This is a genomic window from Variovorax sp. GW458-11-26-14-LB1 (assembly GCF_059423965.1).
The window spans coordinates 11,600-37,205 of the sequence record NZ_JBWKYW010000037.1 but is presented as its reverse complement, the minus strand read 5'-3'; the positions used below and the strand labels follow the sequence as shown (position 1 = coordinate 37,205).

The window sequence follows — 25,606 nt, the reverse complement described above, 5'->3', positions numbered from 1 at the left end:
CAGGCGGCTTCGTTCGGAGGATGCGGTCGTGGAGCTCAACGGCATGAGGCCATTATGCACACCGCAAAAGACGCACCAGAGGCTCTTTGCACACTGCGTGGGGCAATTCCCACGACTTGATGCAAAAGCGCACGCCCGGTGCCTTGCGGCGCGATCAGGCGGCTTTCTTGAGTGCCTTGACGGCCTTGAGGACGTCTTCGACATGGCCTGGAACCTTGAGTCCGCGCCATTCGGCCTTCAGGATGCCGTCGGCGCCGATCAGGAAAGTGCTGCGCTCGATGCCCTTGACCTTCTTGCCGTACATGATCTTGTTCTTGACCACGCCGAACATGTGGCACATTTTTTCTTCGGTGTCGGCAATCAGTTCGAAGGGGAGTTCGAGCTTGGCCTTGAATTCGTCGTGCGACTTCATGTTGTCGCGCGACACGCCGAAGACCGTGGCACCGGCTTTTTCGAAGTCTTTGTAGTGGTCGCGGAACTGCATCGCTTCGGTCGTGCAACCCGGAGTGTTATCTTTCGGGTAAAAATACATGACCATGACGTGGCCGAGGTGCGAGGTGTTCGAAACCTTGATGCCGCCCGTGGCGTTGGCGTCGAATTCAGGAATGGGTTTGTTGACAACGATCGCCATGAAACTTGTTTTCTCCGTTAGATTCCGTTCTCCGAGCCCTCTCAGCCTTTTTCGGGCTTGCTCGATGAACGGAGGATTGGTCGTTGCTAACTTGGGGTAGCTGGCCGGTTCGCAACCCGGTATTTTACCTCGAAAACCCCTCTCTCAGCCACCCGCCGGGCTCTCGACGAGCAGGGCGGCGATGACGTGCCGGCCTTCGCCGGCCAGGATGTTGTAGGTGCGGCAGGCCGCCGGGGTGTCCATCGTCTCCACGCCGGTGCGTTGCGCCATCAGGGGCTGCAGCCAGGCCGGTTGGGGAAATCGGATGCGGTTGCCGCTGCCGAAAATGACCAATTCGGCGCCCAATGACGCCAATTGCGCGAATTGTTCGGGGCCCAGCTGGTCGAAACGCGTGCAATCCCAGGCAAAGCGTTCGCCACGCGAACCCACGACCACGCTGCCCTCCACCTTTTCGTTGTTGATCGCGACCCAGCCGGGGCCGTGTGCGGTGAGGGTCTGGACGTCGGATTTGTCGGGCTGGAGCTTCATCGGGGCACTGGGAACTGTGGTCAAATTATAGGTTTTCCCTAGTGACACGAGGCCCGCAGGGGCCTTTGACCTTCGAGTAAACCCGCCCGGGAGGGCCCCTTTGAAGCAGCTCAAGAAATCGGCCAAGCTGGCCAACGTCCTCTATGACATCCGCGGCCCCATCATGGACGCCGCCAAGCAGATGGAGGAAGAAGGCCAGAAGATCATCAAGCTCAACATCGGCAACCTGGCCGTGTTCGGCTTCGATGCGCCTGAGGAGATCCAGCAGGACATGATCCGCAACCTGCCGACCTCGGCGGGCTACTCGGACAGCAAGGGCGTTTTCGCGGCGCGCAAGGCCGTGATGCACGAGACCCAGAAGCAGGGCATCGCGGGCGTCACGCTCGACGACATCTACCTGGGCAACGGCGCCAGCGAGCTGATCGCCATGTCCACCAACGCGCTGCTCAACGACGGCGACGAGCTGCTGCTGCCGGCCCCCGACTACCCGCTGTGGACCGCCTCCACGAGCCTGTCGGGCGGTACGCCGGTGCACTACCTGTGCGACGAGGACAACGGCTGGATGCCGAACCTGGCCGACATCCGCGCCAAGATCACGCCGCGCACCAAGGGCATCGTGGTCATCAACCCGAACAACCCGACCGGCGCGCTGTATTCCGACGAGCTGCTCAAGAGCCTCGTCGAGATCGCCCGCGAGCACGGCCTCGTGATCTTCGCCGACGAGGTCTACGACAAGGTGCTGTACGACGGCGTCAAGCACACGGCCATCGCGAGCCTGTCGACCGACGTGCTCACGCTGACCTTCAATTCGCTGTCCAAGAGCTACCGCTCGTGCGGCTACCGCGCCGGCTGGCTCGTGGTGTCGGGCGACAAGCGCAGCGCACGCGACTACATCGAGGGCCTGAACATGCTCTCGAACATGCGCCTGTGCGCCAACGTGCCGGGCCAGTGGGCCATCCAGACGGCGCTCGGCGGCTACCAGAGCATCAATGACCTCGTGTGCGAGGGCGGGCGCCTGCGCCGCCAGCGCGACCTGGCCTACGAGCTGATCACCGCCATTCCCGGCGTGAGCTGCGTCAAGCCCAGCGCTGCGCTCTACATGTTCCCCAAGCTCGACCCCGAGGTCTATCCGATCGCGGACGACCGCCAGTTCTTCCTCGAGCTGCTGAAGGAAACCCGTGTGATGCTGGTGCAGGGCACCGGCTTCAACTGGGCCACGCCGGACCACTTCCGCATCGTGTTCCTGCCCCACGAAGACGACTTGCGCGAGGCCATCAACCGCATCGCCAAGTTCCTGGAGCAGTACCGGTTGCGTCGCAAGACGGGACCATGAAATCCGCCTGCGTCGCTGCCGCGCTGTTGCTGGGCGCACTGTCTGTCGGCGCGGCCGGGAAGAAAGAGCCGGTCTCGTTCTCGCACAACGACTGGGAACTGGTCTGCGACAACACGCTGACCTGCCGCGCCGCCGGCTACCAGGCGGACGGCGGGGAGCACCAGCAGGTGTCGATGCTGATCACCCGCGCGGCTGGGCCGAACACGGCCCTCGATATCCAGCTGCAGATCGGCGATGACGGCAGTGCCAAGGGGCCGCTGCGCTTCAAGGTCGGCAAGGCCGCCCTGTCCGGCCTCGACGCGGGAACCGCCAGCTTCGACCAGGGCCAGATCCGCGCCGTGCTGCCCGAGCTGCTCAAGAGCGACGACGCTACCGTCACTGCCAACGGCGGCAAGAAGTGGACGCTGTCGCTCGCCGGCCTCAACGCCGTGCTGCTGAAAATGGACGAAGCGCAGGGCCGCGTCGGCACCCCGGGTGCGCTGGTGCGCAAGGGCGCCAAGCCCGAATCTTCCGTGCTGCCGCCGGTGCCCATGCCCGTCGTCCATGTGGTCAAGCCGCCGAAGGCGCGAGCTGGCGACGACACGCTGGCCGCGCGCATCTTTCCATCGCTCGACCTGAAAGACGCGCGCGAGCGGTGCAACAACCAGGACCAGGTCAACGCCAAGTCGGTGGAGGTTCACCGCCTGAGCGACCGCAAGGTGCTCCTGGCGCTGGGCTGTGGCGTGGGCGCGTACAACTACACCACGCTGCTCTGGACCGCCAACGACAAGCCGCCCTATGCGCCCGTGTCGCTCGAGGCGAGCGGCGAGTTCGACGACAAGGACGCCAGCGTCACCTCTTCCATGAAGGGCCGCGGCATCGGCGATTGCTGGTCGAGCGAAACCTGGCACTTCAACGGCACGACCTTCGTGCGCACCGGTGCGAACGGCGACGGCATGTGCCGCGGCTTTGCGGGCGGCGCCTGGAGCCTGCCGCGCTACGTCAGCCGCCTCGTGGACGCCGCAGCACCGTCTCTCACCTCATCCAAACCATGAACGCGACCCCTCCCATGAAATCCATCCAAGTAGGCCTGCTCGGCGCAGGCACGGTCGGCAGCGGCACCTTCAAGGTGCTCCAGCGCAATCAGGAAGAAATCAAGCGCCGCGCCGGCCGCGGCATCGAGATCACCATGGTGGCCGACCTCGACACCGCCCGCGCCCGCGAAGTGGCCGGCGAAGGCGTGAAGGTGGTCGCCGATGCGCGCGAAGTCATCGCCAACCCCGACATCGACATCGTCATTGAGCTCATCGGCGGCTACGGCATCGCCAAGCAGCTGGTGCTCGAAGCCATCGCGGCCGGCAAGCACGTGGTCACGGCCAACAAGGCGCTGCTCGCCGTGCACGGCACCGAAATCTTCGCGGCCGCGCATGCCAAGGGCGTGATGGTGGCCTTCGAGGCCGCGGTGGCCGGCGGCATCCCGATCATCAAGGCGCTGCGCGAAGGCCTCACGGCCAACAGCATCCAGTGGCTGGCCGGCATCATCAACGGCACGACCAACTTCATCCTGTCCGAGATGCGCGACAAGGGCCTGGACTTCGCCACCGTGCTGAAGGAAGCCCAGCGCCTGGGCTACGCCGAAGCCGACCCCACCTTCGACATCGAAGGCGTCGACGCCGCGCACAAGGTCACGCTGATGAGCGCCATCGCCTTCGGCATTCCCGTGCAGTTCGACAAGGCCCACATCGAGGGCATCACCAAGCTCGCCGCGCAGGACATCAAGTACGCCGAGCAGCTCGGCTATCGCATCAAGCTGCTGGGCGTGACCAAGCGCACCGCCCAGGGCATCGAGCTGCGCGTGCATCCGTCGCTCGTGCCGTCCAAGCGCCTGCTGGCCAACGTCGAAGGTGCGATGAACGCCGTGGTCGTGCACGGCGACGCCGTGGGCACCACGCTGTACTACGGCAAGGGCGCCGGCAGTGAGCCGACCGCCAGCGCCGTGATTGCCGACCTCGTCGACATCACCCGACTGCACACCGCCGACGCCGCGCACCGCGTGCCGCACCTGGCGTTCCATCCCGACGCGATGAGCGACCTGAAGGTGCTGCCGATGGCCGAGGTCGTCACCAGCTACTACCTGCGCCTGCGCGTGGCCGACCAGGCCGGCGTGCTCGCCAAGGTGACGGGCCTGCTGGCCACCGCCGGCATCAGTATCGACGCCGTGCTGCAGCGCGAAGCCGACGAAGTGGGCGGCGAGGGTTCGACGCAGACCGACCTCATCATCCTCACGCACGACGCGCGCGAAGGCACCGTCAATGACGTCATGGCCGAGCTGCAGGCGCTGCCGACCGTGCTCGAGCCCATCGTGCGCATCCGCAAGGAAGAGTTGAAGTGAACTACTTGAGCACCCGCGGCCACGCCGACCGCAAGCGCTTCTGCGAAATCCTCCTCGAAGGCCTGGCGCCCGATGGCGGCCTGTACCTGCCGGAAACGTACCCGCAGGTCGACACCGCCACGCTCGCAAAGTGGCGCACGCTGCCGTACGCCGAGCTGGCCTTCGAAATCCTCTCGCTGTACATCGACGACATTCCTGCGGCCGACCTGAAGGCGATCTGCGCGAAGACCTACACGGCCGAAGTGTTCGGTTCCGACGAGATCGTGCCGCTGCGCGAGCTCGAAGATGGCGTGTACCTCGAAGCCCTGTCCAACGGTCCCACGCTGGCCTTCAAGGACATGGCGATGCAGCTCTTGGGCAACCTGTTCGAGTACGAACTGGCCCGCCGCGGCGCCGAGCTCAACATCCTGGGCGCCACCAGTGGCGACACCGGCAGCGCGGCCGAGTACGCCATGCGCGGCAAGAAGGGCGTGCGCGTCTTCATGACCTCGCCCGACGGGCGCATGAGCCCGTTCCAGCAGGCGCAGATGTTCAGCCTGCAGGACGCCAACATCCACAACATCGCCATCACCGGCGTGTTCGACGACTGCCAGGACATCGTCAAGGCCGTGTCGAACGACCTGGCCTTCAAGCGCAAGTACCGCATCGGCACGGTCAACTCGATCAACTGGGCGCGCCTGCTGGCGCAGGTCGTCTACTACTTCGCGGGCTACTTCCAGGCCACGGCGAGCAACGACAAGCCGGTGAGCTTCACCGTGCCCTCGGGCAACTTCGGCAACGTCTGCGCGGGTCATGTGGCGCGCATGATGGGCCTGCCGATCCAGACGCTGGTGGTCGCCACCAACGAGAACGACGTGCTCGACGAGTTCTTCCGCACCGGCGTGTACCGCGTGCGCGCAGCGGTCGACACGCATGAAACCTCCAGCCCGTCGATGGACATCAGCAAGGCCAGCAACTTCGAGCGCTTCGTGTTCGACCTGGTCGGCCGCGATCCCGCCCGTCTGCGCCAGCTGTTCGTGGACGACCTGGGCCTGACGGGGAGCTTCGACCTGAGCGCCGATCCGGCGTTCAAGCAGGCCGCCGAGCGCTTCGGCTTTCGCAGCGGCCGCAGCACGCACGCCGACCGGCTCGCGATGATCCGCGACACCGAGAAGCGCTTCGCCACGCTGATCGACCCGCACACCGCCGACGGCCTCAAGGCCGCGCGCGAGCAGCTCACGCCCGGCGTGCCGATGGTGGTGCTCGAGACCGCGCTGCCGATCAAGTTCGCGGCCACGGTGGTCGAGGCGCTGGGCGAGGAGCCCGCGCGCCCGAAGAAGTTCGAAGGCATCGAAGCCTTGCCCAAGCGGGTGGTCCAGCTGCCGGCCGATGCCGAGGCCGTCAAGGCCTACATCGCCCAGCACTGCGACTGACCGGGGCTACTGCGGCATGAAGGTCGTCGGCTTCGCCGGGTATTCCGGCGCAGGCAAGACCACGCTGGTGGAGCGCCTGATTCCCGTGCTCAAGCAGCGCGGGCTGCGCGTGTCGGTGGTCAAGCATGCGCACCACCGCTTCGACATCGACCACGTCGGCAAGGACACCTGGCGCCACCGGCAGGCCGGGGCCTTCGAGGTGGTCGTCGCATCCGACCAGCGGCTGGCGCTGATGCGCGAGTTCGAGGTGCCGGTCGAGCTCACGGTGCACCAGCTGCTCGCCGAGTTGCATCCGGCGGTCGATTGGGCACTGGTCGAGGGCTTCCGGCACAGCGACGTGCTCAAGATCGAGGTCTGGCGACCGAGCGGCGACGGCGAGGCGCCGCGCCCCGCGCTCTACATCGACGACCCCTTTGTCACCGCCATCGCCACCGATGCGCCGGACGGCCTGCCCGAGGCCACCGCGCGCCCGGTGCTCGACCTCAACGACGCCGAGGCCATTGCCACGTGGTTGATCGACAGCGGCGAGCGCTTCGACTACAACCCCGGACACCATGGCTGATTCCTCTCCCGTTCCCTTCGCCGCCTCGTCCTTGCGCCCGCCGCTGATGCCGCTCGATGAAGCGATCGCGGTGCTGCTCGCCAAGGCCCGGCCGCTGCTGCCGGCCGAAAGCGTCGGCACCTTCGACGCCGACGGGCGCGTGCTGGCGCAGGACCTCGTCTCGGGCCTCACCGTGCCGCCGCGCGACAACAGCGCGATGGACGGCTACGCCGTGCGCGCGGCCGATTGCGCCACGCCCGGCACCGAGCTGGCCGTGACGCAGCGCATTCCCGCCGGCACCGTCGGCACGCCGCTCGCGGCCGGCACGGCGGCGCGCATCTTCACGGGCGCGCAGATTCCCGAAGGCGCCGACGCGGTCGTCATGCAGGAAGACACAGCCGCCACGCCGCAAGAGGGCGGCCTGGGTGCCGTGCGCATCGCCATCGCGCCCGTGGCCGGCCAGTGGGTGCGCCGCGCGGGCGAAGACGTGGCCTCGGGCGACGTGGTGCTTCAACGCGGCGAACGCCTCACGCCCGCCGCGCTCGGCCTGGCTGCCAGCGTCGGCTTCGACCGACTGCAGGTCGCGCGCAAGCCGCGCGTGGCCATGCTCTCCACCGGCGACGAGCTGGTGATGCCCGGCGAGGTCGCGCCCGACGCGATGAAGCCCGGCGCGATCTACAACTCGAACCGCTTCTTCATGCGCGCGCTGCTGCACCGCCTGGGCTGCGAGGTGAACGACCTGGGCATCGTGCCCGACAACCGCGAGGCCACCATCGCCGCGCTGCGCGATGCGGCCGAAAGCAGTGACCTGATCATCACCACCGGCGGCGTCTCGGTCGGCGAAGAAGACCACATCCGTGCCGCGCTGCAGTCGCTCGGCGAGCTGCAGCTGTGGTCGCTGTCGATGAAGCCCGGCAAGCCCTTCGCCTACGGCTCGATCGCGCGCAGGAACGGGCAGGGCGCCTGCCATGTCACGGGGCTGCCCGGCAATCCGGTGTCGAGCTTCCTGACCTTCCTGATGCTGGTGCGGCCCTTCCTGCTCGCGCTGCAGGGGGCCACGCGCGTGGCACCCGTGGCCGTGCCGCTGCGTGCCGATTTCGACTGGCCGCGTGCCGACAAGCGCCGCGAGTTCCTGCGCGTGCGGCGCAACGCGGCGGGCGGGCTCGACCTGTTCGCCAACCAGAGTTCGGGCGTGCTCACCTCGATGGTCTGGGGCGACGGGCTGGTCGACAACCCGGCGGGCCGGACCATCCAGGCCGGCGACACCGTGAACTTCATTTCTCTCGCATCGCTGCTCGGCTGAACCACCCCATGAAGGTCCGCATCCGTTACTTCGCTTCCGTGCGCGAGGCACTGTCCAGCAGCGGCGAAACCGTCGACACGGCCGCCGGCACGCTGGCCGCCCTGCGCGACGAGCTCATCGCCCGCGGCGGCGCCTACGCCAGCGCGCTCGCGCGCGGCAAGGCCGTGCGCATGGCGCTCGACCAGGCCATGAGCGACGAAGCCGCCGCCCTGCGCGACGACTGCGAAGTCGCGTTCTTCCCGCCCGTCACGGGCGGCTGAGCCGCGCGTCCAGCGCCACGAGGCGCTCGCGCAGGCCGTCCGACGCGCGCGTCATCGGCGAGCGCAGCTCGTCACGCAGTTCGCCCGCATGCGCCAGCAGCGCCTTCAGCGGGCCCGGGTTGGGTTCGGCGAACAGCATCTCCAGCAGCGGCTGCAGGGGCTGCCATTCGGCGCGCGCCTCGGCCAGCCGGTTCTCGGCCAGCAGGCGCACCAGCCGCACGAGGCGCTTCGTCTGCACATGGCCGCTGGCCGCGATGGCGCCCACGCCGCCTTCGGCCATGGTGGCGAAGATCTGGTGGTCTTCGCCCGTGAGCACCTGCAGCCGGCCGTCGGCGATCACCGCGCGTGTCTTGGCCATGTCGCCGCCGCAGTCCTTGATGCCGCGGATGCGCGGGTGCCCGGCCAGCGCCAGCATCGTCTCGCGCGCGATGGTCACGCCCGTGCGGTAGGGAATGTCGTAGACCAGCACGGGCACCGTGCTGGCATCGGCGATGGCGTGGAACCACTCGAGCACGCCGGCCTGTGACGGGCGGATGTAGTGCGGCGCGGCCACCAGCAGGCCCGCCAGCGGGCGTTCCGAGAGCTTGCCCGCCCACGCCGTGGCCTTGCCCAGGTGGTAGCCCGACACGCCCATCACGACCGGCAGGCCACCCGCGGCGGTCAGCACGGTGTCGAGCACGGCGAGCTGTTCGGCCTCGTCGAGCGCGGCGGCTTCGCCGGTGGAACCGCAGGGCACGAAGCCGGTCACGCCGTCGTCGGCGAGCCGGCGCACGAGCGCCGCCAGGGCGGAGTGGTCGACCGCGCCGTCGCGGAACGGGGTGACGAGGGCGACCCACAGGCCCGAGAAATCGGTCGCGGTGTCGGCGGTTGGTTGTTGATGTGGCACGCAGGTTTCCTTTCAGGAATCGACCGATGGAAAGAACCACCGTCCGATGCGCGCGCAACCCAAGAGGGGCCAAAGCCTTGGCAGGTTCCGTCGCTCATCCGACGACGGAACCTCGGCTCCGGTCAGACGAGCTTTGGTTTTTTGGCTTTGTTGCCCTGGCGCGCGCGTGCCTGGCCTTCGAACGAAGGCGAGAGGTTGGGCGTGCGGCGCGAAGGCATGGGCTGCATTGTCGCGCCTAGGCCGGCGGTGCGGTGGCGCTGCGTTGCAGGCTCACGACACGGCCGCCCTCGGCGGCGCGGGCATTGCCCAGGAACTCGACGGTGACCTGGTTGCCCAGCTGCGCGTCGGTCTTGAGGTCGAGCGCGCCGAACAGCTGGCCATCGACCCGGAACCAGCGCACCTCGGCCGTGTGCTTGCCCTGCGGCACCTGGGCCGTGAGGATTTCGGTGACCGGCCCGCTCACTGTGTGCAGGTGCGTGAACCGGCGTGCGCGCAGCAGCTGCGGCAGCACGCCGACCGCGAACACCAGCGCGCAGATGGCGGCCGCGTACCCCGCCATGAACAGGCCGAAGCCCGGGCGAAAACCGTCGGCCCACGCCGTCCCGATCGCCAGGACCGCGCCGCCCGCCAGCACGACGCCCATGAAGCGGCGGTCCGAGCGCCCGGCGCGCCGACGGTCGCGCGAGGTGGCCGGCCGCTCGGTGCGCGTGGCCTGGCGCGCCATCGGATAACGCGTGCGCAGCAGCAGATGCACGGCGTTGTCGCGCGCCACGCATTCGATCTCGACGGGCGCCTGTGCCAGGTGCCGCACCGCCGTCAGCGGCCGGCCCGTGGCGTGGCTGCGAGGTGCGTCCAGGCCCAGCACCGGCACGACGTCGATGTGGAACTGGCCGTCGACCGTGTAGCGCAGCGCGCCGCCGGGCAGGGCGGCCACGTGGTCCACGGTGCCGGCCACGGTGAACTTGCTGTTCTTCGCCAGGGCCTCGCGGGTGGCCTGGGCCAGGCGCCGGTCGATCCGCGTCCGATGGGTGAACAGCCACACGCCCAGCAGCAAGGTGACCAGCGCCGCCGCGTTCATCGCCAGGGCCAGGCCCGCCGGGGCGCCGGGCAGCCGCCCGATCACCACGAAGACGAGGGCGCAACCCGCCAGCAGCACGGCCAGCACCGCCAAGCCGGCGGCCGGGGTGCGCGCGGCAAGGTCGACGCGACGCAGCATCTCGACATCGTCGGGTGTCAGGGGCTGCGACGTGGGGGCCGGCATCGGCGCAGTGTAGGGCGGCAGTGCCACAATTTGGGCATGTCTTCGCTCCCTCGCGTTTCCATCCAGACGGCCGACTTCGACGCCGGTGCCGAGATCGCCGCCCTGCGCGCGGCCGACGCGCGCGTCGGCGCTGTCTGCAACTTCATCGGCACGGTCAGAGACCGCAACGACGGCAGCACCATCGCCTCGATGGAGCTGGAGCACTACCCCGGCATGACCGAGAAGGCCATCGAGGCCATGATCGACGAGGCTCACAAGCGCTTCGACATCCTCGGCGCGCGCGTGATCCACCGCGTGGGGCTGCTGCAGCCGCTGGACCAGATCATGATGGTGGCGGTGGTGTCCGCCCACCGCGGCCAGAGCTTCCAGGCCTGCGAGTTCCTGATGGACTACCTGAAGACGCAGGCCCCGTTCTGGAAGAAGGAGCAGACGCCCGAGGGCGCCCGCTGGGTCGATGCCCGCGTGACCGACGACGAGGCGCTGGCGCGCTGGGGCATCGCGGCCTCGAACAGCGCCACCTGAGCGGCGCGTTCGAGACTCAGGGCGCGATCAGCGCCGAGGCCGCCAGTGCCTTGGCTTCCGCACTGCAGTCCTGAGCGGGCACGGCACCCGCCGCGCGTGCCTTCGCGATCTCCGACCGGGCACCCGCCATCTGCGCCTGGAACACCGGGTTCGTGTGCAGCCTGGCCACCGTCGCCGCGCCGACCAGCCGGCCGTTCTCGATGTCGCTCTGCCAGTGCACGCCGCAGATCGCGCGGCTCTGCGAGAAGGCCCGGCCGCGCTGCAGCAGTGCATCGGCGCGCTCGGGCGCGAGTTCCGTCAGCACCAAGGCCCAGGCCCAGCCCACGGCCGAGTGGCCCGAGGGGTAGGAGCCGTCCTTGGCCAGCGAGGCTTCTTCGGCGGGCGTGCAGCTGCCGGTCTTGAACGCGACGAAGGGGCGTGTGCGGTTGTAGGTGTTCTTGGCCTTGTAGGTGGCCGAGCCGGCATCGGCCAGCGTGCGGCGCAGCAGCATGTTCAGGTTCGGCGTGGCTTGCTCGGAGATCGGCATGCCCAGCGCGCACGAGAACACCTCTGTGGCCTTCGGGAACTTGAGGTTGGCGTCCTGCACCGCCAGTGCGCCGCGCGGTGTGCCCTGCAGGGCCGTGAGCGCGCGGAAGGTGGCGCCGTCGGCGGCCAGCGCGGCCGAGCCCTCGGCCGGAGGCGCCGGCAGCAGGGCGAGGCTGTCGGGCAGCTCGGCGGCGGGCAGGTAGCCCTTCAGGTAGCCCGAACCCGGGCGCAGCTCGCCGACGTCGGCAGGAGAAATGGGTGCGGTGCTGCCGCAGGCGCCAAGCAGCAGCGCGGCCGCCAGCGAGGCGGCGAGGGTCGTGAATCGCATGAGGGATGTGTCTCCGGCTTTGTTGTTGGAAGGCGAGGGCCCATCGTAGAGGGGCCCCGCCGGGCCGAAGATCACTCATGTGACGGCCTTGCCAGGCCGCGCGGGTCAGGGCTTGAAGCCGCTCGCCTGGATGATCTTTTCCCAGGTCTGCGTGTAGCTGCGCACGCGGCCCGCGAACTGGCCCTGGGGCTCGTAGCCGACCGTCAGCCCCATGGTGGTGAGCTTCTGCTTCACGTCGGGCATGGCCAGCACCTTCTGCAGCGCGTCGCCGTACTTGTCGATGATCGGCTGCGGCGTGCCCACGGGCGCGAAGATGCCGTAGTAGGGCAGGTCTTCCAGGTTCGCGAAGCCCAGCTCGGTGAAGGTCGGCACGTTCGGCAGCAGCGCCTGGCGCTTGGCGCCGATGGACGCCACGATGCGCACCTTGCCCGCGCGGTGGTTCTCGATGAAGTCCGGCACCGAGGCGATGCCCGCCGTGATCTGGTTGCCCAGCATGTCGGCCGTCATGGGCGCGCTGCCGCGGTAGGGCGCGGGCTGCACGTCGATCTTGTACTTGTCCGAGATCATCTTCACGAGGAACTCGGGGATCGACGCCGGCGCCGGCACGCCGATGGTCTCCTTGCCGCCCTTTTGCGTGCGGATCCACTTCACGTACTCGTCGATGCTCTTGGCCGGCGTGCCGCCCGACACCGCCAGCACGTTGGCGAAGGTGGCGAAGCCGGCCACGGGCACGAAGTCGGTCGCGGGATTGAAGCCCGGGTTCTTCACCACCTGCGGCAGGATCGAGATGGAGTGGTCATGCGACAGGAACAGCGTGTGGCCGTCGGCCGGCGCGGCCTTCAGCGCCTGCGCCGCGATCTGGCCGCCGGCGCCCGCGCGGTTCTCGACCACCACGGGCACGCCCAGCACGTCCTTGAGCTTTTCGCCCAGGGTGCGCGCAATGGCGTCGGTGCCCGCGCCGGCGGGAAAGCCCACCAGGAGGCGCACCGGCGTGCCGCTCTGGGCCTGCGCCAGGCCGGCCATGCCCATGGCCGCAGCCAAGAGACCCACGCTGAACGCGCGGCGCATCGGTTGGACGCGCTGCATTGAAAAAACCATGATCGACTCCATTCGAAGAAAGAGAGAAATGCCTACGGCAGGACGGTGCGGGGCCCGGTGCAATACCCGTGCCCAGGGTGCAAATCCGATTCGCAACCTTGAATCGTGCCCGAACAGCCCTATTTTGGATGCAGGAATACCACCATGCGACAAGACAAACTCACCACCAAATTTCAGGAAGCACTGAGCGACGCCCAGTCGCTCGCCCTTGGCAGCGACAACGCCTACATCGAACCGGCCCACCTGCTGGTCGCGATGCTGCGCCAGGACGACGGCCCGCGCGCCCTGCTGGAGCGTGCCGGCGTCAACGTGCCCGGGCTGCTGCAGGCCGCCGAAGGCGCCATCAAGAAACTGCCCCAGGTGCAGGGTCACGACATCGTGCAGGTCGGCCCCGAGCTGGGCAAGCTGCTGCAGGCGACCGAAAAGGAAGCCATCAAGCGCAATGACCAGTTCATCGCGGGCGAACTCTTTCTGCTCGCCGTGGCCGACAGCAAGGCCGACATCGGCAAGATCGCCAAGGACAACGGCCTGAGCCGCAAGTCGCTCGAGGCCGCCATCGAGGCCGTGCGCGGCGGGCAGGGCGTGAACAGCGCCGATGCCGAAGGCCAGCGCGAAGCCCTCAAGAAATACTGCCTGGACCTCACCGAGCGCGCCCGCCTGGGCAAGCTCGACCCGGTCATCGGCCGCGACGAGGAAATCCGACGCGCCATCCAGGTGCTGCAACGCCGCACCAAGAACAACCCCGTGCTCATCGGCGAACCCGGCGTGGGCAAGACCGCCATCGTCGAAGGCCTGGCCCAGCGCATCGTCGCGGGCGAAGTGCCCGAGTCGCTCAAGGGCAAGCGGGTGCTGTCGCTCGACATGGCCGCGCTGCTGGCCGGTGCCAAGTTCCGCGGCGAGTTCGAAGAGCGCCTGAAGACCGTGCTCAACGAACTCGCGAAGGACGAAGGCCAGACCATCGTCTTCATCGACGAGCTGCACACCATGGTCGGCGCCGGCAAGGCCGAGGGCGCGATGGACGCAGGCAACATGCTCAAGCCCGCGCTCGCGCGCGGCGAGCTGCACTGCGTGGGCGCCACCACGCTGGACGAATACCGCAAGTACATCGAGAAGGACGCCGCGCTGGAGCGCCGCTTCCAGAAGATCATCGTGGGCGAGCCCAGCGTCGAGGCCACCATCGCGATCCTGCGCGGCTTGCAGGAAAAGTACGAAGTGCACCACGGCGTGCAGATCACCGACCCGGCCATCGTGGCCGCGGCCGAACTGTCTGACCGCTACATCACCGACCGCTTCCTGCCCGACAAGGCCATCGACCTCATCGACGAGGCCGCGGCCAAGATCAAGATCGAGATGGACTCCAAGCCCGAGGTCATGGACCGCCTGGACCGCCGCTTGATCCAGCTGCAGATCGAGCGCGAAGCCGTGCGCCGCGAGAAGGACGAAGCCTCGCAGAAGCGCTTCGGACTCATCGAGGACGAGATCACCAAGCTGCAAAAAGAGATCGCCGACTACGACGAGATCTGGCAGGCCGAGAAGGCCCAGGCCCAGGGCAGCGCGCACGTGCGCGAAGACATCGACAAGATCAAGTTCCAGATCGAAGAGTGGAAGCGCAAGGGCGACTTCAACAAGGTCGCCGAGCTGCAATACGGCCAGCTGCCGGCGCTCGAAAAGCGCCTGAAGGAAGCCGAAGAGAGCGAGGCGAGCAAGGGCAAGTCCAGCGCGCCCACGCTGCTGCGCACGCAGGTCGGTTCGGAAGAAATCGCCGAGGTCGTGGCGCGTGCCACCGGCATCCCGGTCGCCAAGCTGATGCAAGGCGAGCGCGACAAGCTGCTCGTCATGGAAGACAAGCTGCATGAGCGCGTGGTCGGCCAGGACGAGGCCATCGGTGCGGTCGCCAACGCGATCCGGCGCTCGCGCTCGGGCCTGTCCGACCCGAACCGCCCCACGGGTTCGTTCCTGTTCCTCGGCCCCACGGGCGTGGGCAAGACCGAGCTGTGCAAGGCGCTCGCGGGCTTCCTGTTCGACAGCGAAGACCACCTGATCCGCATCGACATGAGCGAGTTCATGGAGAAGCACTCGGTCGCCCGCCTCATCGGCGCGCCGCCAGGCTACGTGGGCTATGAAGAGGGCGGCTACCTCACGGAAGCCGTGCGCCGCAAGCCCTACAGCGTGGTGCTGCTCGACGAGGTCGAGAAGGCCCACCCCGACGTGTTCAACGTGCTGCTGCAGGTGCTCGACGACGGTCGCCTCACGGACGGCCAGGGCCGCACCGTGGACTTCAAGAACACCGTGATCGTGATGACCAGCAACATCGGCTCGCCGATCATCCAGGCGATGGTCGGCCAGCCGAGCGAGGAGATCAAGGAAGCGGTGTGGGACGAGCTGAAGAACTACTTCCGCCCCGAGTTCCTGAACCGCATCGACGAGACCGTCGTGTTCCATGCGCTCGACGCGAAGAACATCGAATCGATCGCCGCGATCCAGCTCAAGGTGCTGCAGGCGCGCCTGGCGAAGATGGACCTGGGCCTGCAGGTGTCGCCTGCGGCGCTGGCCGAAATTGCCAAGGTCGGCTTCGACCCGGTGTTCGGTGCGCGTCCGCTCAAGCGCGCGATCCAGCAGCGCATCGAGAACCCGCTCTCGAAGCTGTTGCTGGACGGCAGCTTCGGGCCGAAGGACACGATCGAGGTCGAAACCGACCCGATCCAGTCGCCGGGCCAGTTCTCGTTCCGCAAGGGCGGGGAACCAACGGCGGCTGCATCGGCCTAAAGTCGGATGATGAACTTCATTCTTCGCGTCATTCTTCTGCTCCTGGGGCTGGTCTTCGCGGCCAGCCTGGCTGTGGCGGCCCTGCTGCTGGCGGCGGTGTGGGGTGTGCGCTACGCCTGGGGGCGTCTCACGGGCAAGCCCGTGACGCCCTGGGTCATGCGTTTCAACCCGCGCTCGGGTTTCGACCGATTTCGCCATGCGGCACAACAGCCGGCCGAACCCACGGCGGCCGACGTGGTCAGCGCCCGTGCGCGCGGCGAATCGGTGCGCAGCCCGGTCGTGCTGGGCCCGGCCGACGATGTGACCGACGTGCGGGCCCGCCCCGTGCGCGGCGACTGAGCCTTTTTCTTCCCGATCAGGCGCTGTACAGCGCCTCGATCTCGTTGGCGTAGGCCTTGTAGATGCTGGAGCGCCGCACCTTCATGGTGGCGGTGACTTCACCGTCGTCATGGTCCAACTCTTTGGTGAGCAGATGAAAACGTCTGATCTGCGACACCTGCGCCAGCTTCCCATTGCCGCGCGCCACTTCGGCCTCGATCAGCGCGCGCACCTTGGGTTCTTCCACCAGCGAGCGGAAATGCGTGAAGGGCAGGCGCTGCGCCTCGGCCCATTTGCCGACCGTCTCGTAGTCGATCTGCAGCAGCGCGCCGACGAACTTGCGGCCGTCCGCCACCACGATGCATTCCTTGATGAAGGGGCTGCCCTTCATGGTGTTCTCGATCTCGGACGGCGTGAGGTTCTTGCCGCCGGCGGTGATCATGATGTCCTTCAGCCGGTCGACGATGCGCAGCTGCCCGCCGGCCTCCTCGCGCACCACGTCGCCCGTGTGCAGCCAGCCGTCGCGGATCGATGAGGCCGTGGCCTCGGGGTTCTTGTAGTAGCCCTCGAACACCATGTCGCCGCGCACCAGCAGTTCGCCGGCTTTACCCACGCGATGCTCGGTGCCCTGCGTCGGTGGCCCGACGGTGCCGATGGTCACGGCGTCGGCGCGGTGGCCCGAGACCATGCCGGTCGATTCGGTGAGGCCATACACTTCGACCAGCGGCACGCCCAGCGTGCGAAAGAAGCGGACCACGTCCGCGGGAATCGGCGCCGCGCCCGTGAGCGCGATGCGCGCGCGGCGCAGGCCGATGAAGTTCTGCAGGGCGCGCAGCACGGTCCAGTAGGCGAGGGCGAAGCGGCCGCGCTCGGCCAGCGTCCAGGCGCTGCGCGGCTTCTCGGCCAGCGGCGCGCAGGCCTCGATGGCCTTGCGGAACAGCGCGCGCTGCAGCCGCCCGGTTTCCTGCATCTTGATGCTGATGCCCGCGTGCAGCTTTTCCCAGATGCGCGGCACGCCGAGGAACATGGTGGGTGCCACCTCGCGCAGGTCTTCCTGCACGGTGCGGATCGATTCGCCGAAGTTGACCTGCGAGCCCAGGTACAGCGGCACGAAGGCCGTGAGCATCTGCTCGGCCACGTGGCACAGCGGCAGGTACGACAGGTGCGTGGTGCTGCCGTCGAGCCCGAGCCGATCGACGATGCCGGGCACGACGCCACGGATGTTGCGGTACGAAATCATCGCGCCCTTGGGCTTGCCCGTGGAGCCCGAGGTGTAGATCATCAAACCGATGTCGGCCAGCGTCTGGCGCTGCAGCGCGGCGTCGATGAGCGCGGTGCCGTCGCGTGCCAGCACCTCGGCGCCGGCCTGTTCCACTTCGGCAAAGGTCGCGATGCGCTCGCGCACCTCGGGCGGGTAGCTCGCGAGGCCCTTGGTCTCGATCACGACGATCTTGCGCAGGCGCGGCAGCTGGTCGAGGGCATCGAGCACCTTGTCGGTCTGCTCCTGGTCTTCGCAGACGATCACCTCGATGTCCGCGTGGCCGACCACGTAGGCGACCTCGTTGCTCGGGCTGGTGGGGTACACGCCCACGGTCACGGCGCCGATGAGCCCCGCGCCCATCTGCGCGAGCAGCCACTCGACGCGGTTCTCCGAGATCACGCCCAGGTGCCCGCCGGGCGCGAGGCCCATCGCGTGCAGGCCCAGGCCGAAGCGGCTCGCGCGCTGCAGGTAGCCGGCCCAGTCCAGCGGATGCCAGATGCCGAAGTCCTTCTGGCGGATCGCGATGCGCTGCGGCTGCAGGCGTGCCTGCTCGCGCAGCATCTGCGGCAGCGTGAGCGAAGGGAGCGCGTTCATCGTCGGGGTCGTCATGACAGCCAGCGCTTGCGGCGCTTGTAGTGCTTCAGCTCGCGGAAGCTGCGCGATTCGCCGCTGCCGCCCACGCCCAGGTAGAACTCGCGCACGTCGGGGTCGGCCGCGAGGCGCTCGGCGCTGCCGTCGATCACGACCTTGCCGCTTTCCATGATGTAGCCCGTGTGGGCGATGGCCAGTGCCACGCTGGCGTTCTGTTCCACCAGCAGCATCGAGGTGCCGCGCTCGGCGTTGATGCGCGCGATGATCGTGAAGATGTCCTCGACCAGCTTGGGCGAGAGGCCCAGCGAAGGCTCGTCGAGCAGGATCAATTGAGGCTGCGCCACCAGCGCGCGGCCTATGGCGAGCATCTGCTGCTCGCCGCCCGAGAGATAGCCAGCAAGGCCCTTGCGGCGCTCGTGCAGGCGAGGGAAGTAGGCGTAGACGTCGTCGAAGTTGCGCGACGTGGGCGCGACGCCCGTACGCCCGGTCAGCGCGTAGGTCGCGGCGACCAGGTTCTCTTCGACCGTGAGGTCTTCGAACACGCGCCGGCCTTCCATCACATGGCTCAGGCCGCGCCGCACCAGTTGCTGCGGCGCGAGCCGCTCGGTCGGTGCGCCGTCGAACACGATGCGCCCGGCCTCGACCTCGCCGTCTTCCAGCGCGAGCAGGCCCGACACCGCCTTCAGCGTGGTCGACTTGCCCGCGCCGTTGCTGCCCAGCAGCGCCACGATCTGTCCGCGCGGCACGGCCAGCGACAGGCCGCGCAAGACTTGCACGACCTTGTTGTAGACCACCTCGATGTTGTTGACCTCCAGAACGAGGTCAGGCGGTGCCGCGCGCGCGTCCATCGTGTCGATCGATCAGTTCAGTGCGATCCAGTCCGACGCCGGCACCATCTTCTGGGCCTTCATGTCGGCCTTGTAGACGCGGCCCACGGGAATCGAATTGCCCTTGATGGTGATCGGCGTGCCGATGATCCCGCCGGTGTCGAAGTCCTTGATGGTGTTGAGCGCGGCCTTCAGGTTCTTGCCGTCCAGCGGCTTGCCGGCGTCGAGCGTGCGCTTGGCGGCCTCGGTGAACAGCATCGCCGTGAGGAAGCCCTGCGTGTAGGCCGTGCTCTGGTACTCGGGGCGCAGCGCGCGGATCTTGTCGAGCATCGGCGCCTTGGCCGAGGTGTCGTAGTAGTAGCGGTAGGGCATGACGCCCATGAAGCCGTCGCCGCCTTCGCCCATCTTCATGACGGTGGAGCTGTCCATGGTCCAGAAGGTGCCCATCCACTTGCTGGTCATGCCCATCTGCTTGCCCTGCTGCACGAACTCGGGAATGGGCGCCAGGATGTAGCCGTGGAAGATCGTGTAGTCGGGTGCGGCGCGGCGCAGCTTGATGACCTCGGTCGACACGTCGACGCTGCCTGCAGGCGTCATGAGCTTCACCGGCACGCTCAGGCCCAGCTTCTTGGCAGCGGCTTCGCTGGCCTCGATGGGGTCGCGGCCGAACTCGGAGTCGGAGTACACGAAGGCCACCTTCGCGCCCGGCTTTTCCTTGGCGATGTGGCGCAGCAGGATGCCGATCTGCTCGGTGTAGTCGGGGCCGACCAGGAACTGGTTCGGGTACTTGGCCGGGTCGTTCAGCTCGGTCGCGAACGAGGCGCCCGCCATCAAAATCTGGCCGCCGCGGTCCAGCTCGGGGTTGATGGTCTTGGAGAAACCGGTGGAGTCGCCGTAGTAGAGGTTGACCCTGTTCTGGCTCGTGATCTTCTTGAAGGCCGCCACCGACACGTCGACCTTGTAGCCCGTGTCTTCCGGCACGTAGCGCAGCTTGCGGCCCTTGATGCCGCCCGCGTCGTTGACCATCTTCACGTAGTCGGCAATGCCGGCGTTGATGCCCACGCCCGCGAAGGCGAACACGCCGGTCATGGGAATCGAGCCGCCGATGACGATGTCTTCATTGCCTTGCGCATTCGCGAACGGCACGGCGGCCGCGAGACCCGCGGCGATCAGCAGGGCACGGCGGTGGGGGGGAAGCTTCTTCGGTGTCTTGGGCATGCTTGTCTCCTGTTGGAATGGGCTCAGTTGCGGAACGGCCATAGATGGAAAAAGCGGCGTATGCGCCGCCACACTTCTGCGAGCCCGTGCGGCTCGAACACCAGAAATCCGACGATCAGCAGGCCGAAGACGACGGTGCGCACCGGCGAGAGGAACACGGTCATCTCGACGCCGCCCGGCAGCAGGTCGACCACCAGCTTGAGCAGCTCGGGCACCATGGTCATGAACACGGCACCGAAGATGCCGCCCAGGATGGTGCCCATGCCGCCGACGATGATGGCGGCCAGGAAGAAGATCGACATCAGCAGCGGAAAGCTCTCGGGCGTGACCACGCGAAAGAAGTAGGCCCACAGCCCGCCTGCCACGCCGGCGTAGAACGACGACAGCCCGAACGACAGCAGCTTGTAGCGCAAGAGCGGAATGCCCAGCACCTCGGCCGAGATGTCGCGGTCGCGGATGGCGATGAAGGCGCGCCCCACACGCGTGCGAAACAGGTTGGCCGCGCCGAGCACCATGAGCACCATCACCGGAACGATCACCCAGTACAGGCGGAACGACGTGTCCAGCGGCAGGCCGAAGAGCTGCGCGGGCGGCAGCGAGATGCCCGTGGTGCCGCCCGTGAGCTTGAGGTTGGCGAACAGGAAGTGGGTGATGAACGACGCGGCGATGGTCGCGATGGCCAGGTACAGGCCCTTCACGCGCAGCGACGGGATGCCGACGACCAGCCCGCCGAGCATCGCGACCACGCCGCCCGCAAGGATGTTCAGCAGGAAGGGCGTGCCCAGCCGCGTCTGCATGATCGCGACGGTGTAGGCGCCCAGCCCCATGAACGCAGCCTGCCCGAGGCTCACGAGGCCCGTGTAGCCCGTGAGGATGTTCAGGCCCGTGGCGCTCGCGACGTTGATGGCGACGAGGCACGCGAGGTACAGCCAGTAGTCGCTGGCCATGAAGGGGAACAGCACGAGCAGCGCCGCGCCGATCGCGAGCCACACCTTCTGCGTGCGCGAATCGAACAGCGCCGCGTCGGCGATGTACGTCTGCTTGAGGGTGCCGATGCGCATGGCTAGAGCCTCTCGATCTCGTGCGTGCCGAAGAGCCCGTACGGCCGCACCATCAGCACGAACACCAGCACGATGAAGGTGGCGAGCAGCTTGTATTCGCCGCCCAGGTAAGAGCCGGCCAGCGCTTCGATGAGGCCGATGAGCACGCCGCCGACGAGCGCGCCGAGCACGCTGTCGAGCCCGCCGACGATCACCACCACCAGCACCGACAGCCCGAACACGCCCATCGACGACGAGATACCGCCGATGGCGCCGACGATGATGCCGGCCACCGCCGCGATCATGGCCGAGGCCACCCAGGCCAGCGAGAACACGCGCGGCACGTGGATGCCCATCGAGTACGCGGCGGCCTGGTCCGAGGCCGTGGCCCGCAGCGCGACGCCGCCGCGCCAGAAGCGAAACAGCAGCAGCACCAGCCCGATCAGCGCCACGGCGATCAGCGCGCCGTAGGCGATCTTGGGCGCCAGGAAGGCCTCGCCGATCATCACGGGCGTGTTGGGCAGGAACTCGGGCAGGCGGCGCTGGTCGGCGGTCCAGATGATCTCGACCAGCCCGACGAGGATCGACGCCAGCCCCACCGTCACCATGAACACCGAGATCGGCGGCTCGCCCAGCAGCGGGCGGATCATGGTGCGCTCGATCACCGCGCCCAGCAGGCCGGTGCCGATCACCGAGCCCAGCACCGCCATCCAGATCGGCAGCGAGAAGCTCGCGGCGAAGGTGAAGAACAGGTAGGCGCCGACCATCAGCATCTCGCCGATGGCGATGTTGACCACGCGCGTCGCCTTGTAGACCAGCACGAAGGCCAGCGCCGCCAGCGCGTACAGGCCGCCGCCGGCGATGCCGGTGAGCGCGATCTCGAAGAGGTAGGCCCAATCCATCAGGCGGCTCCCACGGCAGCTTCGCCGCGCAGCCGGCGACGCAGCTCGCCCACGTCGCCTGCACCGAGGTAGGCGCGGATCACTTCCGGGTCGGCCTGCACCTGCGCCGGCGTGCCTTGCGCAATCACCTGGCCGAAGTTGAGCACCACCACGTGGTCCGACAGGTCCATCACCATGCCCATGTCGTGCTCCACCATCAGCACCGTGATGCCCCACTCGCGCCGCACATCGAGGATGAAGCGCGCCATGTCTTCGGTTTCTTCGCGGTTCATGCCGGCCACGGGTTCGTCGAGCATCAGCACCTTGGGCTGCATGGCCAGCGCACGCGCCATTTCCACGCGCTTTTGCAGGCCGTAGGGCAGGGCGGCCACCGAGGCGTGGCGGATGTGGTCGATCTCGAGGAAATCGATGATGCGTTCTTCGACGTCGCGGCGCAGCTCGGCCTCTTCGCGGCGCGCGCGGCCCAGGTAGAAGAGGGCGTCGAACACATTGCTCTTCAGGTGGGTATGGCGGCCGAGCTTGATGTTGTCGAGCACGGTCATGCCGCGGAACAGCGCGATGTTCTGGAAGCTGCGCGCCAGCCCGAGCGCGGCGCGCTTCGGGGCGGGCAGGCGGGTGATGTTGGCGCCCTCGAACAGCACGCGACCCTGCGAGGGCTTGTAGAAGCCCGAGATGGTGTTGAACAGCGAGGTCTTGCCCGCGCCGTTGGGCCCGATCACCGCGGTGATGGAGCCGGGCGCCACGCTGAAGCCGACGTTGGTGAGCGCCTTCACGCCGCCGAATGCCAGCGTCAACGCCTCGGCCTGCAGCACCGGGGCCGTGGCGGAAGGTGCGGACATGGAGGTATCCCGTCGAGTCTCGTCAGGCATGGCTAAGGGGCGCGCCGCAAGGTCAGGGTTTGTGTCCAGCAGCGAAATGCTACTGGCCCGTAAAATTCCTACTGGCCGGTAATGTCCGTGTTCGCCGCAGTTCGCGGCATCGGGACTTTCCCCGCCCGCACAAACCCCATGCCCCGTTCCACCGCCGTTCCTGCTTCAGCCTCCCCGTGGGCGCCTGCCGACCGCCGTGCGCAGCAGCGCGAGGTCAAGCGCATGGCCGTGTTGCGCACGGCCGCCCAGCTCTTCAACGAGCGCGGCTTCCACGCGACCTCGCTCGATGACATTGCCGAGCGGCTCAACGTGAGCAAGCCCACGCTGTACTACTACATCGAGAACAAGGACCAGATCCTGCTCGAGTGCGTGAAGATGGCGCTCGATCTCATGCAGACCGGCATCGGCGAGGTGCGCGCCGCGGGCGGCAGCGCCATCGACCAGCTCAAGGCCTGCATGCGCATCTACTCGGGCGTGGTCACGCAGGACTTCGGCATGTGCGTGATCCGCATCGGCGAAGACCCGCTGCCCGATCCGCTCAAGAAGGAACTGCGCCGCCTCAAGGCCGGCATCGACGGGCATTTCCGCCGCCTCATCGAAGAGGGCGTGGCCGAAGGCGCGCTGGCGCCCTGTGACCCGAAGATGGCGGCCTTCATGCTGGCCGGCGCGCTGAGCTGGATCGGCCGCTGGTACCGCCCCGACGGCGACCTCACGCCCGACCAGATCGCCGACCAGGGCATCGAGCTGCTGCTCAACGGCGTGCTGCAGCGCGCCCCGACGAAAGCGAACCCATGACTTCAGAGACTTCTTCTTCGCCCCTGCTGGTGGGCCGCGAAGGCGCGGTGGCCACGCTGCGCTTCAACCGGCCGGCCGCGCTCAACGCCATCGACGTGCCGATGGCCACCGCCTTCCTCGCCGCCGCACGCACCCTGGCTGCCGACAAGAGCGTGCGCGCCGTGCTGCTGAGCGGCGCGGGCAAGGGCTTCATGGCCGGCGGCGACCTCGGCGTGCTGAGCGCCGACCCGAAGCAGGGCGCGGCCGACCTCATCGGCCCGCTGCACGAGGCCCTGACCGTGCTCGACGCCATGGACGCGCCGCTGATCGCGCAGGTGCACGGCGTGGCGGCCGGCGCAGGCCTGAGCCTGATGCTGCAGGCCGACTTCGTGCTCGCGGCCGAGGGCACGCGTTTCAACCTGGCCTACGTGAATGTCGGCACCAGCTGCGACGTCGGCGCCTCGTGGGCGCTGCCGCGCCTGGTCGGCATGCGCCGCGCGCTGGAGATCGCGATGCTCGGCGACACCTACGACACCGCCGCCGCCGAACGCCTGGGCCTCATCAACCGCGTGGTGCCTGCCGCCGACCTCGAGTCCGAAGCCATGGCCCTCGCGCAGCGGCTGGCCAAGGGCCCGACCGTGGCGCTGGGCCACCTGCGCCGGCTGATGCGCGGCTCGCTCGACCGCGACCTCGCGAGCCAGCTCGATGCCGAGTCGGCCGCGTTCCAGTCGTGCGCGGCCACCGCCGATTTCCGCATCGGCCTCGATGCCTTTTTCGGCAAGAAGCCCGCGGCCTTCACGGGCCGCTGAAGAATTCGCTGTTTTCGTTTTTTCAATCCAGGAGATCCATCCCATGACCCAACGCGACATCTTCGTGGTCGGCACCGCCCGCACCGCCATCGGTACCTTCGGCGGCGCACTGAAAGACGTGCCCAACACCCAGCTGGCCACCACCGCCGTCAAGGCCGCCATCGAGCGCAGCGGCGTGGCCGCCGACGCCATCGGCCATGTGGTCATGGGCAACGTGATCCCCACCGACGTGAAGGATGCCTACCTGAGCCGCGTGGCCGCCATCGACGCGGGCTGCCCGATCGAGACGCCGGCCTTCAACGTGAACCGCCTGTGCGGCTCGGGCCTGCAGGCCATCGTGTCGGCGGCGCAGGCCATTGCGCTGGGCGACTGCGACATCGCCATCGGCGGCGGCTCCGAATCGATGAGCCGCGGCCCGTACTTCGACACCTCGGCCCGCTACGGCGCACGCATGGGCGACGCGGTGCTGGTCGACTACATGCTGGGCATCCTGCACGACCCGTGGGAGAAGATCCACATGGGCATCACGGCCGAGAACGTGGCCGCGCGCTACGGCATCACGCGCGAGCAGATGGACGAACTGGCCGTGACCAGCCAGCAGCGCGCCGCCGCCGCCATTGCCGCGGGCCGCTTCAAGGATCAGATCGTTCCGGTCGAGGTGAAGACGCGCAAGGGCGTCGTGCTGTTCGACACCGACGAGCACGTGCGCGCCGACACCACCGTCGACACGCTGTCGAAGATGAAGCCCGCCTTCAAGAAGGACGGCCTCGTGACCGCCGGCAATGCCTCGGGCATCAACGACGGCGCCGCCGCCGTGGTGCTGGCCGAAGGTGGCCGCGTGAAGGCGCTGGGCCTGAAGCCGCTGGCTCGCCTTGTCGGCTACGCGCATGCGGGCGTCGAACCCGCGTACATGGGCATCGGCCCCGTGCCGGCCACGCGCAAGGTGCTGGAGCGCACGGGCCTGAAGGTCGGCGACTTCGACGTGATCGAGTCGAACGAAGCGTTTGCCGCGCAGGCTTGCGCGGTCATCAAGGAGCTGGGCTTCGACCCCGCCAAGGTGAACCCGAACGGCTCGGGCATTTCGCTGGGCCACCCGGTGGGCGCGACCGGCGCGATCATCACGACGAAGGCGATCGCCGAGCTGCACCGCACGGGCGGCCGCTACGCGCTGGTGACGATGTGCATCGGCGGCGGGCAAGGCATTGCCGCCGTGTTTGAACGCGTTTGAAGGC

25 protein-coding genes are annotated in these 25,606 nt (G+C 68.0%); 13 read left to right on the top strand and 12 right to left on the bottom strand.

What is annotated here, in order from left to right; genetic code table 11:
- Positions 1-154: 154 nt before the first annotated feature.
- Both AC07YS_RS22075 and AC07YS_RS22070 read right to left on the bottom strand, forming a co-directional pair.
- Positions 155-631 (bottom strand): peroxiredoxin, encoded by a 477-nt coding sequence (locus AC07YS_RS22075; protein ID WP_062472998.1) that lies wholly within the window; start codon positions 629-631, stop codon positions 155-157.
- Between the two features lie 144 nt (positions 632-775).
- Positions 776-1,159: an Mth938-like domain-containing protein gene (locus AC07YS_RS22070; protein WP_062472996.1), complete on the bottom strand. Its 384-nt coding sequence runs from the start codon at positions 1,157-1,159 to the stop codon at positions 776-778.
- 100 nt (positions 1,160-1,259) lie between these two features.
- Here AC07YS_RS22070 and AC07YS_RS22065 point away from each other — a divergent pair, with 100 nt between their 5' ends.
- Genes AC07YS_RS22065 through AC07YS_RS22035 form a run of 7 tightly spaced genes read left to right on the top strand, consistent with a single transcriptional unit; the run spans position 1,260 to position 8,379 of the window.
- Positions 1,260-2,492 (top strand): pyridoxal phosphate-dependent aminotransferase, encoded by a 1,233-nt coding sequence (locus AC07YS_RS22065; RefSeq protein WP_095950778.1) that lies wholly within the window; start codon positions 1,260-1,262, stop codon positions 2,490-2,492.
- Positions 2,489-3,526 (top strand): DUF1176 domain-containing protein, encoded by a 1,038-nt coding sequence (locus tag AC07YS_RS22060; RefSeq protein WP_495268012.1) that lies wholly within the window; start codon positions 2,489-2,491, stop codon positions 3,524-3,526. Before AC07YS_RS22065 ends, AC07YS_RS22060 begins: the two co-directional genes overlap by 4 nt.
- A 14-nt stretch (positions 3,527-3,540) precedes the next feature.
- Positions 3,541-4,863, top strand: a complete 1,323-nt coding sequence (locus AC07YS_RS22055) for a homoserine dehydrogenase (RefSeq protein WP_495268013.1) — start codon at positions 3,541-3,543, stop codon at positions 4,861-4,863.
- A complete protein-coding gene (thrC, locus tag AC07YS_RS22050) occupies positions 4,860-6,275 on the top strand; it encodes a threonine synthase (protein ID WP_495268014.1) in 1,416 nt (471 codons plus the stop codon). The genes AC07YS_RS22055 and thrC overlap by 4 nt, the downstream gene beginning before the upstream one ends.
- A 16-nt stretch (positions 6,276-6,291) precedes the next feature.
- The gene (gene mobB, locus AC07YS_RS22045) at positions 6,292-6,837 is read left to right on the top strand and encodes a molybdopterin-guanine dinucleotide biosynthesis protein B (protein WP_095744706.1); all 546 of its coding nucleotides are present in this window, start codon (positions 6,292-6,294) and stop codon (positions 6,835-6,837) included.
- Complete coding sequence (locus AC07YS_RS22040) at positions 6,830-8,119, top strand: molybdopterin molybdotransferase MoeA (RefSeq protein WP_495268015.1); 1,290 nt, start codon at positions 6,830-6,832, stop codon at positions 8,117-8,119. The genes mobB and AC07YS_RS22040 overlap by 8 nt, the downstream gene beginning before the upstream one ends.
- Before the next feature lie 8 nt (positions 8,120-8,127).
- A complete protein-coding gene (locus AC07YS_RS22035; RefSeq protein WP_070059592.1) occupies positions 8,128-8,379 on the top strand; it encodes a MoaD/ThiS family protein in 252 nt (83 codons plus the stop codon).
- Here the strand turns inward: AC07YS_RS22035 and dapA are convergent.
- Positions 8,366-9,265: a 4-hydroxy-tetrahydrodipicolinate synthase gene (gene dapA, locus AC07YS_RS22030; RefSeq protein WP_495268016.1), complete on the bottom strand. Its 900-nt coding sequence runs from the start codon at positions 9,263-9,265 to the stop codon at positions 8,366-8,368. The genes AC07YS_RS22035 and dapA overlap by 14 nt on opposite strands.
- Positions 9,266-9,500: 235 nt before the next feature.
- Positions 9,501-10,526 (bottom strand): hypothetical protein, encoded by a 1,026-nt coding sequence (locus tag AC07YS_RS22025; RefSeq protein WP_495268017.1) that lies wholly within the window; start codon positions 10,524-10,526, stop codon positions 9,501-9,503.
- Between the two features lie 36 nt (positions 10,527-10,562).
- On the opposite strand from AC07YS_RS22025, the gene AC07YS_RS22020 reads away from it, so the two are divergent.
- Entirely contained in the window at positions 10,563-11,048 is a 486-nt protein-coding gene (locus tag AC07YS_RS22020; RefSeq protein ID WP_495268018.1) for a molybdenum cofactor biosynthesis protein MoaE, read from the top strand.
- Positions 11,049-11,064: 16 nt separating this feature from the next.
- Here the strand turns inward: AC07YS_RS22020 and AC07YS_RS22015 are convergent, their stop codons facing one another.
- Both AC07YS_RS22015 and AC07YS_RS22010 read right to left on the bottom strand, forming a co-directional pair.
- The gene (locus AC07YS_RS22015; protein ID WP_495268019.1) at positions 11,065-11,901 is read right to left on the bottom strand and encodes an acid phosphatase; all 837 of its coding nucleotides are present in this window, start codon (positions 11,899-11,901) and stop codon (positions 11,065-11,067) included.
- A 105-nt stretch (positions 11,902-12,006) separates the two neighbouring features.
- Positions 12,007-12,987 (bottom strand): Bug family tripartite tricarboxylate transporter substrate binding protein, encoded by a 981-nt coding sequence (locus tag AC07YS_RS22010; RefSeq protein ID WP_495268020.1) that lies wholly within the window; start codon positions 12,985-12,987, stop codon positions 12,007-12,009.
- Between the two features lie 156 nt (positions 12,988-13,143).
- On the opposite strand from AC07YS_RS22010, the gene clpB reads away from it, so the two are divergent.
- Positions 13,144-15,765 (top strand): ATP-dependent chaperone ClpB, encoded by a 2,622-nt coding sequence (clpB, locus tag AC07YS_RS22005; protein ID WP_159272522.1) that lies wholly within the window; start codon positions 13,144-13,146, stop codon positions 15,763-15,765.
- A gap of 9 nt (positions 15,766-15,774) precedes the next feature.
- Positions 15,775-16,104, top strand: a complete 330-nt coding sequence (locus AC07YS_RS22000) for a hypothetical protein (protein ID WP_223301262.1) — start codon at positions 15,775-15,777, stop codon at positions 16,102-16,104.
- 16 nt (positions 16,105-16,120) lie between these two features.
- Here AC07YS_RS22000 and AC07YS_RS21995 read toward each other — a convergent pair whose 3' ends face one another.
- The 6 genes from AC07YS_RS21995 to AC07YS_RS21970 are packed head-to-tail and all read right to left on the bottom strand — an operon-like array spanning position 16,121 to position 22,761.
- The gene (locus tag AC07YS_RS21995; RefSeq protein ID WP_495268050.1) at positions 16,121-17,938 is read right to left on the bottom strand and encodes an AMP-dependent synthetase/ligase; all 1,818 of its coding nucleotides are present in this window, start codon (positions 17,936-17,938) and stop codon (positions 16,121-16,123) included.
- 11 nt (positions 17,939-17,949) lie between these two features.
- Complete coding sequence (locus AC07YS_RS21990) at positions 17,950-18,783, bottom strand: ABC transporter ATP-binding protein (protein WP_139706119.1); 834 nt, start codon at positions 18,781-18,783, stop codon at positions 17,950-17,952.
- Between the two features lie 12 nt (positions 18,784-18,795).
- Positions 18,796-19,980 carry an ABC transporter substrate-binding protein gene (locus AC07YS_RS21985; RefSeq protein WP_495268021.1) on the bottom strand — a complete coding sequence of 395 codons (1,185 nt, stop codon included), beginning with the start codon at positions 19,978-19,980 and terminating at the stop codon, positions 18,796-18,798.
- A gap of 23 nt (positions 19,981-20,003) precedes the next feature.
- Complete coding sequence (locus tag AC07YS_RS21980) at positions 20,004-21,041, bottom strand: branched-chain amino acid ABC transporter permease (RefSeq protein WP_495268022.1); 1,038 nt, start codon at positions 21,039-21,041, stop codon at positions 20,004-20,006.
- A 2-nt stretch (positions 21,042-21,043) separates the two neighbouring features.
- Positions 21,044-21,922 (bottom strand): branched-chain amino acid ABC transporter permease, encoded by an 879-nt coding sequence (locus tag AC07YS_RS21975; RefSeq protein ID WP_495268023.1) that lies wholly within the window; start codon positions 21,920-21,922, stop codon positions 21,044-21,046.
- Positions 21,922-22,761 (bottom strand): ABC transporter ATP-binding protein, encoded by an 840-nt coding sequence (locus AC07YS_RS21970; RefSeq protein ID WP_495268024.1) that lies wholly within the window; start codon positions 22,759-22,761, stop codon positions 21,922-21,924. The genes AC07YS_RS21975 and AC07YS_RS21970 overlap by 1 nt, the downstream gene beginning before the upstream one ends.
- Before the next feature lie 168 nt (positions 22,762-22,929).
- Between AC07YS_RS21970 and AC07YS_RS21965 the strand changes: the two genes are divergently transcribed.
- From AC07YS_RS21965 to AC07YS_RS21955, 3 genes are read left to right on the top strand one after another with little or no spacing between them, the layout of a single operon-like run.
- Positions 22,930-23,586: a TetR/AcrR family transcriptional regulator gene (locus AC07YS_RS21965; RefSeq protein ID WP_235926668.1), complete on the top strand. Its 657-nt coding sequence runs from the start codon at positions 22,930-22,932 to the stop codon at positions 23,584-23,586.
- On the top strand, positions 23,583-24,374 hold the full coding sequence (locus AC07YS_RS21960) for an enoyl-CoA hydratase/isomerase family protein (protein WP_495268025.1): 792 nt from the start codon (positions 23,583-23,585) through the stop codon (positions 24,372-24,374). Before AC07YS_RS21965 ends, AC07YS_RS21960 begins: the two co-directional genes overlap by 4 nt.
- Before the next feature lie 43 nt (positions 24,375-24,417).
- Positions 24,418-25,602, top strand: a complete 1,185-nt coding sequence (locus AC07YS_RS21955; RefSeq protein ID WP_159272511.1) for an acetyl-CoA C-acyltransferase family protein — start codon at positions 24,418-24,420, stop codon at positions 25,600-25,602.
- The last annotated feature ends 4 nt before the right edge of the window (positions 25,603-25,606 follow it).